We start from the raw sequence: 14,718 nt of genomic DNA, 5'->3' as shown, positions 1-14,718 counted from the left end.
CCTGGACGCCATCACCGCGAACCGCGCCGCCCTCCCGCGCGAGCAGCACCCCGGCCTGCACGCCTGACCCGCACCACCGCGACGCGGCCCGCCCACCACACCGGAGGGCGGGCCGCCCCGCACCCGCAGACCCACGCCCACACAACGCACCCGCACCCGTGCCTGCAAACGCGTCCCCTCACGCACGCTCACACACCCGACCACCAACGCCCCACCCCACCGCCGAACGCCCGCCACAGCCCGCAGGGAGAAGCTCCCCGCACACCCCCAAAGCAGGGGGGGCACCCCACCTCCCCCCGGGGGGCGGAATCCCCGCCCCGCCACAGTCTGTGGCTGTCTGTCTGCAGAGTTGAGGGAAAACGCATTTACTACGATTGGAGGGCCGGAATATGCCGGTTTCGCGCTGTCCGATGTGTCGGAATCCGGTCATTCAGGCCGGGACTGGGCGGCCCGCCCGGTGGTGCTCGGATGCCTGCCGCTACCGGGGGCACACCCGGCTGCGGACGCTGCGTAAGCGTCTGCGAGCTGCCGAAGAAGAAGGACTCGCCCGCCGCGCTGAGTACCTGCGCGAGTGGATCAACCGATTGGAGAAATGATGGCGAACCTGCCGAAGCCGGCGAACAAGCGTTCCCGGCGCACGACGTCCAGTGGGCCAGAGTTCCGGGCCCTCGAAGTGGTGGCGGTGCCTCAGCCGCCGCTGCCGGAGCGGGATAGGCCGTGGAGCGCGGAGACGCTGAGGTTCTGGGACGAGCTGGGAACGTCCTCGATCGCGCCGGAGCTCTCCGCGGTGGAGTGGCGGATTCTCATGCTCGCCGCCGTCGCCTATGAGGCGATCTGGTCTGACGGGGCCCTCACCCGCGTTGACACGCTACTCAACTTGATGGGCCGGTTCCCGTTCACCCCGCGGGATCGTCAGACGTTGCGGATCACGGCGCTGACGGGTGAGCAGATGGAGGCCAAGGCGCGGGCGCAGGGTCAGCGGGAGCACGTGGCGGGCCGGAACTATGCGGGCCTGCGTGCTGTGGACACGACGGCCGGCGGCCAGGCATGAAGCGGCCCGCGCTTTTGCGCACCTTAGTCGCCCCCGTCCTCCTGGCTTCCATTCTCCTTCTCCTGGACGGTCCGGGGTGGCGAGGCCGAGGCGGCGGGGATGCCCCGGCGTGCTGCCTACCTGCGCGAGTGGCTCGAGCGGTTGACCGCCGGCCCCGGGCACGGGCACGGCACCACGTGAGCGCCCGCGGGATTCGCAGTGCCGGGCGTGTGAGACGCGTACAGCGTCCGCGGGCGCCCTTACGCTGTAGTTCAAGGACCACGGCTGCACGTCACTGCGTGCCGCCGTACATAGAGGCACAGGGGAGGTGATTAGCATGACCGCAGCACCGATGGACAGGACTCGTCTCGAGCGGCGCGTCACGACGCCGATCCTCACCCGTGCGCAGGTGGTGGCCTTGACCCATGCGCCGGAGGCGGACGTTCGCCGGTGGACGACGGGACCGAATCCTGCCGTGCAGCGCGCCCCGCGGTCGGGGTGGACCCCGTTCACGGTGAACTTCGCCGGTCTGCTCGAGGCGGACCTCCTGCACATGCTGACCGACATGCCTCACCTGGGACCCCGCAAGGCGTCGGGCGTCATGCGCGCGATTCGCCAGGACCATGGCCCGCTCGCCCTCATCGAGCACCCCGGCCTGTTTACGGACGGCAAGGACGTCTTCCTCCTCGATGCGGGCGTCTTCACGCGAGTGCGGGACAGTCAAGGGGCGTTCGCCGAGGTGTTGGAGCGGTACACCCGCCGACTCGTCGTGCGTGATGGCCGTGTGCAGGAGTACCGCCCTGACCGCCTGCCGATCGCGTCCGTGAACCCGGCGTTCAACGGGGGCGGCCTGTCGCTGATGTCGAACCGCACCCCCGTGTCGGCCGTGGCCGGCATGCTGCTCGCTGGCGAGACGCCGCAGAGCGTCGCCCTTGACTACGACCTCGACGTGAGCGAGGTGCAAGCTGTTGAACGCGACCTCGAGTGGGCGTGGCAGGCGTCGGCGGCCTAAGCCCGTCACTGTCTTCTTCGATCGGAACCTAGGCAAGAGCCTCCCGCGCGCCCTTGACATCTTGCCGCAGCTGAAGGTCAAGCACATGCGCGACGTCTATCCGAACGACGGGCAGGAGATTGAGGACACGGAGTGGCTCGCGCGCGCCGGCGCTGAGGGGTGGGCGGTGTTCACTCAGGATGCCCGCGTGTGGCAGAACCTCGACGAGCACGAGGCGCTGATCAACAACGGCGTCCGCGTCTTCTGCCTCGGCACGCCGCAGGCCACGGCAACGCAGAAGGCGGTCTGCTACGGCAGGCACATTCTGCCGATCCTCCGCCGCGCGCGCCGGCCGGGCCCATGCTTCTGGCGCATCTATCCCGAGCGCGTGGACAAGTTGTTGCGCTGACTGCCGGGAGCGGGGTGGCCCCGGCGGGAAACGGGTCCGCCGGGGCCGGAGCGGGCGGGCCGCACGTGTGCGGGGGGTCCCGTGGTCCCTCTCCACGCGACGGAGCCGAGGGGGGATGGCTCAACGCCGCGCACGCTCAGCCTACGGGCGGGAGGTGCGCCTCGATAGACCCAGAGGGCGACGGCGTCGGCCTAGCGTGTCCGGCCCTCGTGGTCCCCTGCCCGGCATGCCATTCCACACCTATGACGGTCCGCCGTTCGAGCGCCCCGAGGACGTTCACGCCGCACCCTACCGCCACCCGTTCTACGCGCGCGCCGTGTTGCCGGACGTGGGTGCCGTAGACGGTGCCGTGACCCGGTGGACCACGTCACACCTACTCCTGACGTGGGTGGGGACTGCGGGCGGGGAGCGGGAGCACGCGTGGGTGCCGATCGCGTGGACGAGGCGCATCGCACGGGAGGAGTCAGGGTGGCGGGACCCCGACGATCTGCACTGATGGACGCCGCCCGAGGCCGATAGGCTCGCCCGCATGGCACCTCGAACCGATATTCAGAACGCGCACTGTGAGAAGTGCGGAAAGACGACTCGGCACCTCGTGGACATTCACGAGAGCTCTCCCACGGACGCACACAAGATCACACCCTTCGTGAACCCGGTGGCTTGCTTGGTCTGCCACCCCGAGCGAGATCCCCGCAAGTCCAAGTGACGATGACGGCCCCGGCCCTCCCACCATGGGAGAGTCGGGGCCGTTTCTGCGTTCAGGCGGCGGCCGCGTAGTCCGCAGCGGTGCGCTCAGCGCGTCGGACATGCTCGGCAAGGTCGGGCCGGCCTGCGCGCCGCAGACGGGCGCGAAGCGTTCCCACGTTGACCCCGAGGCGGCGGGCGATCTCGAGCGGGTGCACGCTCCACGAGAGCAGCCATTCCACGTCCTCGACCAAGGCGGCGTTGCGTTCAAGCGTGGCCGGGCGAGTCACTGCCGGCCCTGCGTCAGCAACGCGTCGTAGGCGGCCCCCACCGCGGGAACGGAAACGCCCGCATCGGCGGCGGCCGTCACCATGTCCTCGAGCGTGGCCGACGTGCCGCGCGCGTGTAGGCCCACGGCGATCGCCTCGACGGCGGAGGCGTCCAGGGCCTCCAGCAGCTCGAGGACAGTGGAGAGGTCCCGGGCGAGCGCGCGGGCACGGGTGCGGGTGAGGTCCAGGCCTGCGCGGGGGTCCCGGTCGTGCCCTCGGCCGTGAGGGTCACAGCGCCGTCATGGAGGAACGTGGACACGCCGCCGGCGGATGGGCCGCTGATCGTGATGAGCTCCTCGCCGTACTTGTGCGGGGTCTCGACCTTGAAGCCGGGGCGGATCGTGGGGACGTTGGTGGTGCTCATGGTGCCTCTCCTCGTGGGGGTGGCCGGTGTCTGCCGGTCCTCGGGTGGTGGTGGTCTGTGGGGAGGGGCGGACGGGGGTGCTCATCTCCAAGACGGAAGCGGAGCCCTGCGGGCCCAGGTCTCCCGGTCCCTCATCCCAAAAAACCCGCCGCCCTCCGCCCCCGCTCTGCGACATTCGCCCACGCCGAGTAGACCCCCGCTGTTCGGCGGGTGTCTCTCGTGTGGCCCTAGGACTGGCCGAGCTCTGGCAGTCCCCGCGCCGGCGGTTCGGCGTGTTCGGGAGGGGTGTCACCGCGCCCTCATGATTGGCAGCACAGAGGGCTGTAGACGCTGGAGGATCACGCTGTGACCTCGTGCCGCCCACCGTCACGGGCGACGGCGGGCAGGACGCGGCCCCGCGTGTGGGGGCCGGTAGATCACATGGGGCCGGTCCAGATGGAGGGCAGGAACAGCACGGCAAAGCCCGCCGCCGTGACCGTCAGAGAGACGGCGCCACGGGCAACGGGCTGGAGAAGCTGGGGGAGGGTGCGGGTAGGCTGAGACACGTCATCACGTCCTAGATCGTGGTGGCCGATGCCCCCGGACGGTTGCCGCCGTCGCGGGGGTTTCTTATGTGGGGAGCGTAGGCATAGCGACCTGTACAAGTGGGCGTACAAGCTGGTGCCGGTGGTCGATTCGGACCTGCTCGCGGACTGCTTCGACCTCGCGTGGGACATCCGCAGGCTGGACATGGAGGCCTCGCCGTACGACCTGACCGGGGTGGACGACCTCTCCGACGGGCGCGACGGCTACGCGGCCGTGCGGATCGAGGAGCCGGCCGGGCGTGCCGAGTACGCGCGGCGCCAGCGCGAGTTCGCCGAACGGGGCCAGGCGCTGCGGGCGCGGTTGCTGGCGGTGCTGGACGCGGCCGCGGGGGCGGCCCCCGGGACCGGGCCGGACACCGAGTGGACTTCCAGCGCACGTCCATGATTAGGATGGCCGCTCTACAGGCTGTGAGGCGCATCACTCGCGTCATCCGGTGACCGCCCCGGCCCTCTCCGCACCGAACGACTCGAGGACCTGACGTGACCAGAACCGTTCCAGCTCGCCGCCGCACCACGCTCGCCGCCGCCGTCGCGGCCGTCTCGCTCTCCGTCACGGCCGCCGCCCCCGCGCTCTCCGCGCCCGGCAACGGCAACGGCAACGGCAACGGGTCCGCATCGCAGGGTCAGGCCCGCTCCAACGACCTCTCCGCCACGCGCGGCAACAAGGTCAACGACGCCGCCGCGCTCGCGCCGCACCTCGTGGGCCAGACGCTGGACTGGGAGGCCTGCGACTTCGGCAGCGAGCGCCTCAACGCCCGGTTCAACGCGATCCCCGGCACCGCGTGCGCCGACGTCACGGTGCCGCGGGACTGGAAGAACCCCGAGGACGGCCACACCATCACCCTGCGCGTGGCCAAGACCGAGACCTCGAAGGGCAACCCGGAGCGCCAGGGCATCGCACTGGTGAACCCCGGCGGCCCGGGCGGCTCCGGCCTGCCCTGGGGCCCCGCCATGGCCGAGCGCGCCCCGGAGCTCGCCGAGCAGTACGACTTCATCGGCTTCGACCCCCGCGGCGTGGGCCAGTCCACCGCCCTGGAGTGCACCTACACGCCGAACCCCGAGCACGACGTGTGGCAGGACACGAAGGCCCAGGTCGACGCGTGCCTCGAGAACGAGCTCACCCCGTACATCACCACCGAGCAGACCGTGTACGACATGGACTTCATCCGCGCCGTCCTGGGCGAGGAGAAGACCTCCTACATCGGCTACTCGTACGGCACCTGGCTGGGCAGCTGGTACCAGCGCGTCTTCCCCCAGCACACGCACCGGTTCCTGCTGGACTCCGCCGTGGACATCTCCCGCGACGGGCTCCAGACCACCTGGGACCTGCAGCCGCGCTCCCGCGACCGCCAGTTCCAGGACGCGATGCTCCCCTACGTGGCCCGGCACGACGAGATCTTCGACCTCGGGGACGACCCGATGCAGATCCGGGAGCGCTGGGAGGACGTGGGCGGCACCCGCACCCAGCTCGGCATGATCGTCGCCGGCTCGTTCCTGCTGCCGGCCATGTACGACACGTCCCAGTACCTCGACGCCGGGTCCGTCATCGCCGCCTACATCCGCATCATGGAGTCCGAGGCCGCGGCCACGGACCCCGCGGGGCAGCGCACCCAGATCGAGCGCATCCTGGCCGAGGCCCGTGCGTCGCTGCCGGCCGAGGAGCGTGACTCCTTCGACCGCTTCGCCGCCCGCGGCCTGGAGACCGTGGGCGAGCGCGAGCAGCTCGTCGCCGCCACCCAGGCCGGAGACGCCGTCACCTTCGAGGGCGCGTTCTCGGCGATCCGGTGCCAGGACGGCCAGTGGAACACCTCGCAGGGCTACTGGACCTCGTGGGTGGACGACCTCGGCCGCAAGGCCCCGTGGATCGGTGTGCTGATGGGCCCGTCGGAGTGCATGTACTGGCCCGCCCAGACCTCCATGCCCTCCCAGCCCGGCGGCAAGGGCGCCCCGAACACCGTGATCGTGCAGTCCGAGCTGGACGCGGCGACCCCGTACGAGGGCGGCCACCGTGCCGCCGGCGTGCTGCGCAACACGTCCCTCATCTCCGTGGACAACGAGGGCACCCACGGCCTGTTCCCGTACGGCACCGAGTGCGTGGACACGCCCATCCGTGACTACTTCCTGACCGGCGCCCAGCCGGCCGAGAAGTCACTGTGCGACGCCGTCCCGCTGCCGCTCGAGACCCAGCCGGTCCAGGTGGCCGGGGCCCCGACGCACAAGGGCGACATCAAGATCTCGATGCGCATCGATGCCGTGCGCGAGGCCAACCGCATCACCCACGACGCGATCGAGCGTCAGCTGATCGACTCCCGCGCGGTGACCCCGGACATCGAGGCCTTCCTGGAGGACTGACGGCCCGGGCACCCGGAACCCGGTCCGCCCCCGACGGCCCGGCGACTCCCCCGCGGAGACGCCGGGCCGTCGTCGCGCCCGGGGCGGCCCTGCACCGCGGGTTGGGTTATCGCGGGTGCCGCCGCCAAACACCCCCGACAACTCGACCCGCGATGGGCAGCCGGAGGGGTGGCGTCGACGCCGAGGCCGATAGCCTCGCGCCATGATCCTGCACATCACCCTCCCGGAGGACTGGGCCGCCGCGCGTCGCACCGGCCGCTACACGGCATCGACGCGCGGCGCCTCGATCGACGACGTCGGCTTCCTCCACGCCTCCGACGACGCCGCCCAGGTAGGAGTCGTCGGCGCGGCGATCTACCCGGACCGGCCGGACGCGTTCGTCTGCGGCCTGGACGAGGACGAACTGGCGGGGGCCGGCCTGCGGGTGCGGCGCGAGCCGGGAGACCCCTCCGATCCCCACTCGGCCGAGTTCCCGCACGTCTATCCGGACGAGGCCGTCTCCGGGCACATCCCGTGCTCGATGCTCACCCCCGTGACCGACCCACGGGCGGACGCCCGCGTGCACCGCGAAGACTCGGCCGAGGCCGCCGCGCTGCTCGACGCCGGGTGGAGCGTGCGCTCCCGCTCCTGGGGCGCGCGCCTCCACCTCGACGACGACGCCGACCTGGCGCCCTACCGTGGCCACGTCGCGGCGGCCGAAGCGCGGGGAATCGAGGTGCGGAGACTGACCGCCGTCGACCTGCCTGCCCTGCGCGCCCTCGACGAGGAAGCGGCTCCCCGGTTCCCACACACCGACGGCTCCCGTCACGAGCCGCTGCCGGACGACCTTGAGGCTCGACTGTCCACCCCAGCGGGGCTTGCCGTGGGGGCCTTCGAGGGAGGAGTGCTCATCGGATTCACCCTGACGTTCCGCTCCCCTGACCGGTGGGAGGTCGACCGCACCGCGGTCGCGTCCAAGCACGAGAACCGTGGCGTGGCGAAGGCCGTCAAGGCGGCGACCCTCCTGGCGACCCATGCCCGCGGTGGGCGCCAGTGGGGCACCGGCGGCGCCGAGGCCAACGCGGCGTCCCTGTGGATGAACACGGCCCTCGGGTTCCGTCTCGAACCTGCCTGGCTCGGGCTGACCCCGCCCATGACGTGGGAAGAGTTCGCACGGGCTCCGGCGTCAAGCTCCCTTGACGACAAGGTCACTTGACTGTCAAGCTTGCTTCACAATGTCCGGTCGGACGCCCCCCACAGGGCCTCCGAGGCGGGCCGGGCCACCGGCCCAGGCATCGACCACAGGAGGGCCCATGACCACGAACCACTCCCACCACACCGCTGCCGCAGCGGACAGCCAGGGCACCGCGGCGGAGCACGCCGGCACAGGCACCGCCACCACCGATCCGCGCCGAGACACCCGCTCCCGCTGGGGCTGCTCCTCCCGTCTCGGCGGCGGCACCGGACGACTGATGGGCGTGAGCCTGGCCGTCGGCGTCGTGGGCGCCCTGGGACTCGGCTCGGCGGCCTGGGCCACCACCGTCGCGGCCGGCCACGCAGACTCCCTTGCCTGGATCGCCGCCGGTGCGATGGCGCTCAACGGCCTGCTCTTCGGCCTCCTCCTGACCTGGCTCGCGCTCGTGGACCGTCACTCGATCCGCGGCGCCGACACGAACCCGGAGGAGTCGATCGAGGGACGCTGGTACGAGAAGGCCACCTCGGGCGCCTTCCATGACACCCTCGTCGTCGTCGGCCTCGGCGCCGCGATCCTCTCGTTCGGCGGGTACGTGATCTCGCCCGCGGCCGTGGGTGCCGCCCTGTTCGTCCTCATGGGCTGCGCCGCCGCGATCCGGTACCAGATCCAGAAGCGCCGGGGCTGAGCCGTGGAGAACACCATCCCCGACGAGCGTGCCCGCCTCGGCTGGTCGCAGCAGCGGCTCGCCGACGAGCTCGGCGTCTCCCGGCAGACCGTCATCTCCCTCGAGAAGGGCCGCTACGACCCCTCGCTCCCCCTCGCCTTCCGCCTCGCGGCCGTGTTCGGGCGGCGGATCGAGGACCTGTTCACCCCGGACGGCAACGCGGGTTGAGTTGTCGCGGGTCCGGGCGCCCAGCACCCGTGACAAGTCAACCCGCGTTGAGCCCGGGGCGGCGTGGGGCGTGAGAGGCTGGGGCCATGGATCGAGAGCTGCGCACCCCTCCGGAGCTGGAGGGCGTGGACTGGCACGACGACGCCCCGCGTCGCCCCCGCCCGATCGTCACCCTGGTGGCGTGGATCGCCATCCTGGGTCTGGTCCTCAGCGTGGGCGCCGGGATCTTCTCCGCCTTCTGACGCGGCACCGCCGGCCGCCGTCCGACGCGCCGCCCCGGCCTCAGCGCACGTCGCCGTCCACGTAGCGCCAGACCCCGTCCTCACGGCGGAACCGGCTGACCTCATGGAGTCGGAACCGCCCCTCGGCCCCCGTGCCGACGGCCACGAACTCCACGGTCCCGGCGTCCTGGAACGGCCCGCCGTCCCGCACGTCCAGCACCGCCAGGCGGGTGAACCGCGGCGCCTGTTCCCCCGCGGCCGGCAGCAGCTCGGCCGCGGGGGGCCGGTGCTCGGGAGCCCAGGTCGCGGCGAGGTAGTCGGCCATCGCCTGCGCCTCTGCCGGCCCGGCCTCGCCCAGCCGCGCGAACGCCGTGTACCGGGAGCGCATGAGTGCCTCGGCGGTGGGCGCGGTCAGGGCGCCGTCCTGGGCGAAACGCGCGTGCAGGCGACCGCAGCACGCCGCGAGCCCGGCTCCGGACCCGCAGGGGCAGGACTCGGGACGGCTCACCGGCGCGGGCGCCCGGTCGCGCGACGCCGGGCGGACCGGGCCGTGATGCGGCGCACTCCCGTCAGCACGACGCCGGCCGCCGCGGCGAGCAGCGCGGGGCCGAGCGGGCTGATCGGCCGACGTCGACCGAGCGGGGACACACGGGTCTGCTGAGGTCTCATGCCGCCAGGCTACGCCGGGCCGGCTGCCGCGTGCCGCCCCCATCACACCCACGATCCCGCGTCCGGGCGGCCGAGTAGACTGGGCGGGCAAGCACGCGGAGCGCCCAGGGCCGGGCGTGAGACGGCATCTACACCGTCATGCTCCGCGGCATCGTCCCGCACCCAGGAGCGTGTTCATGCCCATCATCGTCGTCGACGTCATGCCCAAGCCCGAGATCCTCGATCCGCAGGGCAAGGCGATCAACGGGGCCCTGCCCCGCCTCGGCTTCACCGAGTTCAGCCAGGTCCGCCAGGGCAAGCGCTTCGAGCTCACCGTGGAGGGCGAGGTCACCGACGAGATCCTCGCCCAGGCGCGCACGGCCGCCGAGGAAATGCTGTCCAACCCCGTCATCGAGGACGTCGTGAACGTGGCCGTCCTGGACGAGGCCGAGGGCGCCCGATGACCGAGCTCCCCCTCATCGGCGACTACTCGACGCCGGCGACGCCGCTCAGCGGCGCGCGCATCGGCGTCATCACCTTCCCCGGCACCCTGGACGACGTGGACGCGCTGCGCGCCGTCCGCCTCGCCGGCGCCGAGCCCGTCTCCCTGTGGCACGCCGACGCGGACCCGCAGCGGACGCTCGCCGGCGTGGACGCCGTCGTGATCCCGGGCGGCTTCTCCTACGGCGACTACCTGCGCGCCGGCGCGATCGCGCGCTTCGCCCCCATGATGGACGCGGTGGCGACGGCGGCCGGCGGCCCCGAGGGCGACGCGGACGGCCTGCCGGTGCTCGGCATCTGCAACGGCTTCCAGATCCTCACCGAGTCACACCTGCTGCCGGGCTCGATGATCAAGAACGACCACCTGCACTTCATCTGCCGCGACCAGGAGCTGGTCGTGGAGAGCACGGACACCGTGTGGACCCGCGACTTCGAGCAGGGCCAGACCATCACCGTGCCCCTGAAGAACCAGGACGGCCAGTACGTGGCGGACGAGAAGACCCTCGACGCCCTCGAGGCCGAGGGCCGCGTGGTGTTCCGCTATCAGGGCTGGAACCCGAACGGCTCGCGTCGGGACATCGCGGGCATCGCGAACCCGGCCGGCAACGTCGTCGGCCTGATGCCGCACCCGGAGCACGCCGTGGAGACGGGCTTCGGCCCGGACACCGCCGCCGGCCCCCGCTCCGGCGTGGACGGCCTCGGCTTCTTCACCTCCGTCCTGACCACCCTCGCCAGCCGTGGAGGCCATGCATGAGCCAGCAGTTCAACATCGAGACGGTCGCGGACGCCCAGGCGACGCCGGACGTCGAGCAGCCCTGGGCCGAGCTGGGCCTGAAGGAGAACGAGTACGCCGAGATCAAGAAGATCCTCGGCCGCCGCCCCACCGCGGCCGAGCTGGCCATGTACTCGGTCATGTGGTCCGAGCACTGCTCGTACAAGTCCTCGAAGGTGCACCTGCGCCAGTTCGGCGAGAAGCTCACCGACGAGATGAAGCAGCACATGATGGTGGGCATCGGCGAGAACGCCGGCGTGACCGACCTCGGTGACGGCTGGGCCGTGACGTTCAAGGTCGAGTCCCACAACTCGCCCTCCTACGTGGAGCCCTACCAGGGCGCGGCCACGGGCATCGGCGGCATCGTGCGCGACATCATCTCCATGGGTGCCCGCCCGGTGGCCGTGATGGACCCGCTGCGCTTCGGCGCGATCGACCACCCGGACACCGCCCGCGTGTTCCACGGCGTGGTGGCCGGCATCGGCGGCTACGGCAACTCCCTGGGCCTGCCGAACATCGGCGGCGAGACCCGCTTCGACCCGGTCTACCAGGGCAACCCGCTCGTCAACGCCCTCGCCGTGGGCGTGCTCAAGCACGAGGACCTGCGTCTGGCCAACGCCTCCGGTGTGGGCAACAAGGTGGTCCTGTTCGGCGCCCGCACCGGCGGTGACGGCATCGGCGGCGCCTCCGTGCTGGCCTCCGAGTCCTTCGACGGCGACGGCAAGCCCGCCAAGCGCCCCTCGGTGCAGGTCGGCGACCCCTTCTCCGAGAAGGTGCTCATCGAGTGCTGCCTCGAGCTGTTCCGCGACTCCCTCGTCGAGGGCATCCAGGACCTCGGCGCCGCCGGCATCTCCTGCGCCACCTCCGAGCTCGCCTCCAACGGCGAGGGCGGCATGCGCGTGGAGCTGACGGACGTGCTGCTGCGCGACTCCACGCTGACCCCGGGCGAGATCCTCATGTCCGAGTCGCAGGAGCGCATGATGGCCGTGGTGACGCCGGAGAACGTCGCCGCGTTCGAGGCCGTCATGGCCACGTGGGACGTCGAGTACTCGTGGCTGGGCGAGGTCACCGGTGACGGCCGCCTGATCATCACCTGGGACGGCGAGGTCATCGTCGACGTGGACCCGCGCACCGTGGCCCACGACGGCCCGGTCTACGAGCGCCCGTACGCGCGTCCGGCCTGGCAGGACGAGCTCCAGGCGGACACGTTCCGCTCCTCCGAGGCCGGTCAGCACCTGCCCGCCACGGGCGAGGAGCTGCGCGCCGCCGTCGTGGAGCTGATGAGCTCCCCGAACCTGGCGGACACCTCCTGGATCACCCGCCAGTACGACCGCTACGTCCGCGGCAACACCGCCCTGGCGGCCCCGGACGACGCGGGCGTGGTGCGCGTGGACGAGGAGACCGGCATGGGCGTGGCCCTGGCCACGGACTGCAACGACCGGTTCACCTACCTGGACCCGTACACGGGCGCGCAGGCCTCCCTGGCCGAGGCGTACCGCAACGTCACCACCGCCGGGGCCGTGCCCCTGGCCGTCTCCGACTGCCTGAACTTCGGCTCCCCCGAGGACCCGGACGTGATGTGGCAGTTCGCGGAGGCCGTGCGCGGCCTGGCGGACGGCTGCCAGACCCTCGGCATCCCGGTGACCGGCGGCAACGTGTCCCTGTACAACCAGACGGGCAGCACCCCGATCCACCCCACCCCCACGGTGGCGGTGCTCGGCCAGCTCGACGACGTCCTGCGCCGCACCCCGTCCGGCTTCGCCCCGGACGCGGACGGTCAGGCGATCTACCTGCTGGGCGAGACCGCGGACGAGCTGGACGGCTCCGAGTTCGCGCGCCTGCGCGGCCACCTCGGCGGCCTGCCCCCGAAGGTCGACCTGAAGAAGGAGCGCCTGCTCGGCGAGCTGCTGGTCAACATGTCCCGGGACGGCATGATCGACGCCGCCCACGACGTCTCCGGCGGCGGCCTCGCGGCCACCCTGTCCGAGATGGTGCTGCGCTTCGGCGTGGGCGCCCGCGTGGTGCTGGACGAGGTGCTGCGCCGCGACGGCGTGGACCTGTTCACCGCGCTGTTCTCGGAGACGCAGGCGCGCGCCGTCGTGGCCGTGCCCCGCACCGAGGAGGTCCGGTTCACGGACATGACCACGGCCCGCGGCTACGCGGCCGTGCGCATCGGCGTGGTGGACGCCGACTCCGCGGCCCTCGAGGTCCAGGACGCCTTCACCCTGCCGATCGCGGAGCTGCGCGAGGCCTGGGAGGCCACCCTGCCGAAGCACTTCGGCTGAGCCTGGGACAGAAGCGACGAGCCCTGCGCAGTGGTGCCTATCCAGTACCGATAGGCCCCACTGCGCAGGGCTCGTCGTATCTCAGGGCTCGTCAGGTGGTCCGGTGCATCTCACCGACCCACAGGGAGAGCGTCGAGTGGGACGGGTCGCCGTCGAAGTGCTCATGCGAGACGTCCAGCACGGGGTAGGACGCCAGGTCGACGCCCTCCGGGACGGTCAGCGTCGTGTCCTGGCGGGTCACCGTGCCCAGCGAGATCATGCGGCTGGCGGCCTCGTCGCGGATCCAGACCTCCAGGTAGCCGTCCTCGGGGGCGGGCACCTGGGGCACATGCACGGCCAGGTGCATCTCCCCGTCGGCGGCACGCGTCATCTCCGCGCGGGCCGGCGATCCGTCGGTGGTCACGGACGCCATGACGGCGGTGCCGATGAGGTCGTCGCCGCCGCCCAGGGCGGCACCCACGGCCCCGCCGCCGATGACGAGCCCGGCGGCCGCCGCCGCGGCGACCGGCCACCAGCGGCCGCGGGCAGCGGACGGACCCGAGCCGATCGGACGGACGGGCGCGACGCCGTCGGGCGCGACATCCTCGCCCGTGGCCTCCCCCTGCAGTGGCCCGTCGTGAGCCACGGCCTCCGTCTCGGGTCCCAGCTCAGCGGCGATCCGCCCCCACAGGTGCGGCGGCGGGTCGGCCAGGTCCGGGGCGGGGCCGTCGAGGGCGGCCAGCACACGCAGGATGGCCTCCAGCTCGGCCGCGTCCTCCGGATGGAGCGACGCCGCGACGTCGGCGGGCGCGGCGAGCGGGCCGCCGTCGCCGCGCACGCGCTCGTGCAGCCGGACGGCGAGGTCGGAGATCTCCTCCGCGGGCTGTCGGCCGCGGGGATGCTCACGCTCGGGCATCGGCGGCCTCCAGACGGCTTCTCAGTGCGGCCAGGCCGCGGTGGATGTGGGAACGGACAGTGCCGAGCGGCATGTCGAGGCGCTCGGCGATCTGCTGGTGCGCCAGGTCCTCCAGGAAGGCGAGGCGCAGCACCTCGTCCTGGGGCGGACCCAACAGAGCGAGGGCGTCATGCACGACGACGGCGGCCACCACGGTGTCGCTGACCGCGTCCTCCGCGCCCTCGGCGCGGGGGAGGTGGACGACCTCCGCCTCCATCTTCCGCGCCTCACGAGCACGGCCGGCGAACATGTCGGCGATGACGCGACGGGTGATGTCCGTCAGCCACCCGCCGAGCGGCCGGGCGGGATCGTAGGTGTCCCGCGAGCGCCACGCCCGCGTGAACACCTGCTGGGCGGCGTCCTCGGCGTCCTCCCGGCTGCGCAGCGCGGCGAGACACAGGGAGAAGACCAGGCGACCGTGGCGCTCGTACGCCTCGCGCACGGCGACGGCCTCCCCCGCGGCGAAGCGGCGGTCGAGCCCGTCGTCCTCAAACATGGGACTCCTCTCCCGCGGTGTGCTGCGTCGGCGCGGCGCGGCCCGATTCAGG

Annotated in this window: 16 protein-coding genes and 1 pseudogene; 12 read left to right on the top strand and 5 right to left on the bottom strand. The window is 72.1% G+C overall.

Annotated elements, in window-relative coordinates; all coding sequences use genetic code 11:
- Positions 1-595: 595 nt before the first annotated feature.
- From J1M39_RS08275 to J1M39_RS08265, 3 genes are all read left to right on the top strand, one after another.
- The gene (locus J1M39_RS08275) at positions 596-1,051 is read left to right on the top strand and encodes a phage terminase small subunit (protein ID WP_101963312.1); all 456 of its coding nucleotides are present in this window, start codon (positions 596-598) and stop codon (positions 1,049-1,051) included.
- Positions 1,052-1,367: 316 nt separating this feature from the next.
- Positions 1,368-2,042, top strand: a complete 675-nt coding sequence (locus tag J1M39_RS08270; RefSeq protein ID WP_206496665.1) for a hypothetical protein — start codon at positions 1,368-1,370, stop codon at positions 2,040-2,042.
- Positions 1,999-2,430 (top strand): PIN-like domain-containing protein, encoded by a 432-nt coding sequence (locus J1M39_RS08265; protein ID WP_206496664.1) that lies wholly within the window; start codon positions 1,999-2,001, stop codon positions 2,428-2,430. Before J1M39_RS08270 ends, J1M39_RS08265 begins: the two co-directional genes overlap by 44 nt.
- Before the next feature lie 758 nt (positions 2,431-3,188).
- On the opposite strand, the gene J1M39_RS08260 is transcribed toward J1M39_RS08265, so the two are convergent.
- Positions 3,189-3,404 (bottom strand): hypothetical protein, encoded by a 216-nt coding sequence (locus tag J1M39_RS08260; RefSeq protein WP_206496663.1) that lies wholly within the window; start codon positions 3,402-3,404, stop codon positions 3,189-3,191.
- A gap of 1,036 nt (positions 3,405-4,440) precedes the next feature.
- Here J1M39_RS08260 and J1M39_RS08255 point away from each other — a divergent pair.
- The 6 genes and pseudogenes from J1M39_RS08255 to J1M39_RS08230 form a co-directional block, all read left to right on the top strand.
- Positions 4,441-4,776 (top strand): annotated as a pseudogene (locus tag J1M39_RS08255) (3-methyladenine DNA glycosylase); the annotation flags it as partial.
- 95 nt (positions 4,777-4,871) lie between these two features.
- On the top strand, positions 4,872-6,743 hold the full coding sequence (locus J1M39_RS08250) for an alpha/beta fold hydrolase (RefSeq protein WP_206496662.1): 1,872 nt from the start codon (positions 4,872-4,874) through the stop codon (positions 6,741-6,743).
- A 202-nt stretch (positions 6,744-6,945) separates the two neighbouring features.
- Positions 6,946-7,938 carry a GNAT family N-acetyltransferase gene (locus J1M39_RS08245; RefSeq protein ID WP_206496661.1) on the top strand — a complete coding sequence of 331 codons (993 nt, stop codon included), beginning with the start codon at positions 6,946-6,948 and terminating at the stop codon, positions 7,936-7,938.
- A 97-nt stretch (positions 7,939-8,035) separates the two neighbouring features.
- Entirely contained in the window at positions 8,036-8,602 is a 567-nt protein-coding gene (locus J1M39_RS08240) for a hypothetical protein (RefSeq protein ID WP_158184812.1), read from the top strand.
- A gap of 3 nt (positions 8,603-8,605) precedes the next feature.
- Positions 8,606-8,809: a helix-turn-helix transcriptional regulator gene (locus J1M39_RS08235; protein WP_002856639.1), complete on the top strand. Its 204-nt coding sequence runs from the start codon at positions 8,606-8,608 to the stop codon at positions 8,807-8,809.
- Between the two features lie 86 nt (positions 8,810-8,895).
- Entirely contained in the window at positions 8,896-9,051 is a 156-nt protein-coding gene (locus tag J1M39_RS08230; RefSeq protein ID WP_010079551.1) for a hypothetical protein, read from the top strand.
- Between the two features lie 40 nt (positions 9,052-9,091).
- Here J1M39_RS08230 and J1M39_RS08225 read toward each other — a convergent pair whose 3' ends face one another.
- Together J1M39_RS08225 and J1M39_RS08220 are read right to left on the bottom strand one after the other, a co-directional pair.
- Positions 9,092-9,538, bottom strand: a complete 447-nt coding sequence (locus J1M39_RS08225; protein ID WP_206496660.1) for a YchJ family metal-binding protein — start codon at positions 9,536-9,538, stop codon at positions 9,092-9,094.
- The gene (locus J1M39_RS08220; RefSeq protein WP_155643109.1) at positions 9,535-9,699 is read right to left on the bottom strand and encodes a hypothetical protein; all 165 of its coding nucleotides are present in this window, start codon (positions 9,697-9,699) and stop codon (positions 9,535-9,537) included. Before J1M39_RS08220 ends, J1M39_RS08225 begins: the two co-directional genes overlap by 4 nt.
- A 176-nt stretch (positions 9,700-9,875) precedes the next feature.
- Between J1M39_RS08220 and purS the strand changes: the two genes are divergently transcribed.
- Genes purS through purL form a run of 3 tightly spaced genes read left to right on the top strand, consistent with a single transcriptional unit; the run spans position 9,876 to position 13,236 of the window.
- Positions 9,876-10,142: a phosphoribosylformylglycinamidine synthase subunit PurS gene (purS, locus tag J1M39_RS08215; protein WP_002856633.1), complete on the top strand. Its 267-nt coding sequence runs from the start codon at positions 9,876-9,878 to the stop codon at positions 10,140-10,142.
- Positions 10,139-10,933: a phosphoribosylformylglycinamidine synthase subunit PurQ gene (purQ, locus tag J1M39_RS08210; protein WP_060973473.1), complete on the top strand. Its 795-nt coding sequence runs from the start codon at positions 10,139-10,141 to the stop codon at positions 10,931-10,933. Before purS ends, purQ begins: the two co-directional genes overlap by 4 nt.
- Entirely contained in the window at positions 10,930-13,236 is a 2,307-nt protein-coding gene (gene purL, locus J1M39_RS08205) for a phosphoribosylformylglycinamidine synthase subunit PurL (RefSeq protein ID WP_060973474.1), read from the top strand. Before purQ ends, purL begins: the two co-directional genes overlap by 4 nt.
- A 91-nt stretch (positions 13,237-13,327) precedes the next feature.
- Here the strand turns inward: purL and J1M39_RS08200 are convergent, their stop codons facing one another.
- Together J1M39_RS08200 and J1M39_RS08195 are read right to left on the bottom strand one after the other, a co-directional pair.
- A complete protein-coding gene (locus J1M39_RS08200) occupies positions 13,328-14,131 on the bottom strand; it encodes an anti-sigma factor (RefSeq protein WP_060973475.1) in 804 nt (267 codons plus the stop codon).
- The gene (locus J1M39_RS08195; protein WP_206496659.1) at positions 14,118-14,666 is read right to left on the bottom strand and encodes an RNA polymerase sigma factor; all 549 of its coding nucleotides are present in this window, start codon (positions 14,664-14,666) and stop codon (positions 14,118-14,120) included. Before J1M39_RS08195 ends, J1M39_RS08200 begins: the two co-directional genes overlap by 14 nt.
- Positions 14,667-14,718: the final 52 nt, after the last annotated feature.

Origin of the sequence: Micrococcus sp. KRD077, assembly GCF_017168505.1 — a bacterium.
Classification (GTDB): domain Bacteria; phylum Actinomycetota; class Actinomycetes; order Actinomycetales; family Micrococcaceae; genus Micrococcus; species Micrococcus luteus.
The sequence above is the reverse complement of the archived record's forward strand: the minus strand, read 5'-3'. Positions and strand labels throughout refer to the sequence as shown.

Bases quoted from the DNA above. Each gene is read 5' to 3' on its own strand.
- purL (WP_060973474.1), top strand. From the start codon at position 10,930: ATGAGCCAGCAGTTCAACATCGAGACGGTCGCGGACGCCCAGGCGACG.
- J1M39_RS08270 (WP_206496665.1), top strand. From the start codon at position 1,368: ATGACCGCAGCACCGATGGACAGGACTCGTCTCGAGCGGCGCGTCACG.
- J1M39_RS08240 (WP_158184812.1), top strand. From the start codon at position 8,036: ATGACCACGAACCACTCCCACCACACCGCTGCCGCAGCGGACAGCCAG.
- purQ (WP_060973473.1), top strand. From the start codon at position 10,139: ATGACCGAGCTCCCCCTCATCGGCGACTACTCGACGCCGGCGACGCCG.
- J1M39_RS08245 (WP_206496661.1), top strand. From the start codon at position 6,946: ATGATCCTGCACATCACCCTCCCGGAGGACTGGGCCGCCGCGCGTCGC.
- J1M39_RS08230 (WP_010079551.1), top strand. From the start codon at position 8,896: ATGGATCGAGAGCTGCGCACCCCTCCGGAGCTGGAGGGCGTGGACTGG.
- J1M39_RS08195 (WP_206496659.1), bottom strand. From the start codon at position 14,666: ATGTTTGAGGACGACGGGCTCGACCGCCGCTTCGCCGCGGGGGAGGCC.
- J1M39_RS08275 (WP_101963312.1), top strand. From the start codon at position 596: ATGGCGAACCTGCCGAAGCCGGCGAACAAGCGTTCCCGGCGCACGACG.
- purS (WP_002856633.1), top strand. From the start codon at position 9,876: ATGCCCATCATCGTCGTCGACGTCATGCCCAAGCCCGAGATCCTCGAT.
- J1M39_RS08220 (WP_155643109.1), bottom strand. From the start codon at position 9,699: ATGAGACCTCAGCAGACCCGTGTGTCCCCGCTCGGTCGACGTCGGCCG.
- J1M39_RS08200 (WP_060973475.1), bottom strand. From the start codon at position 14,131: ATGCCCGAGCGTGAGCATCCCCGCGGCCGACAGCCCGCGGAGGAGATC.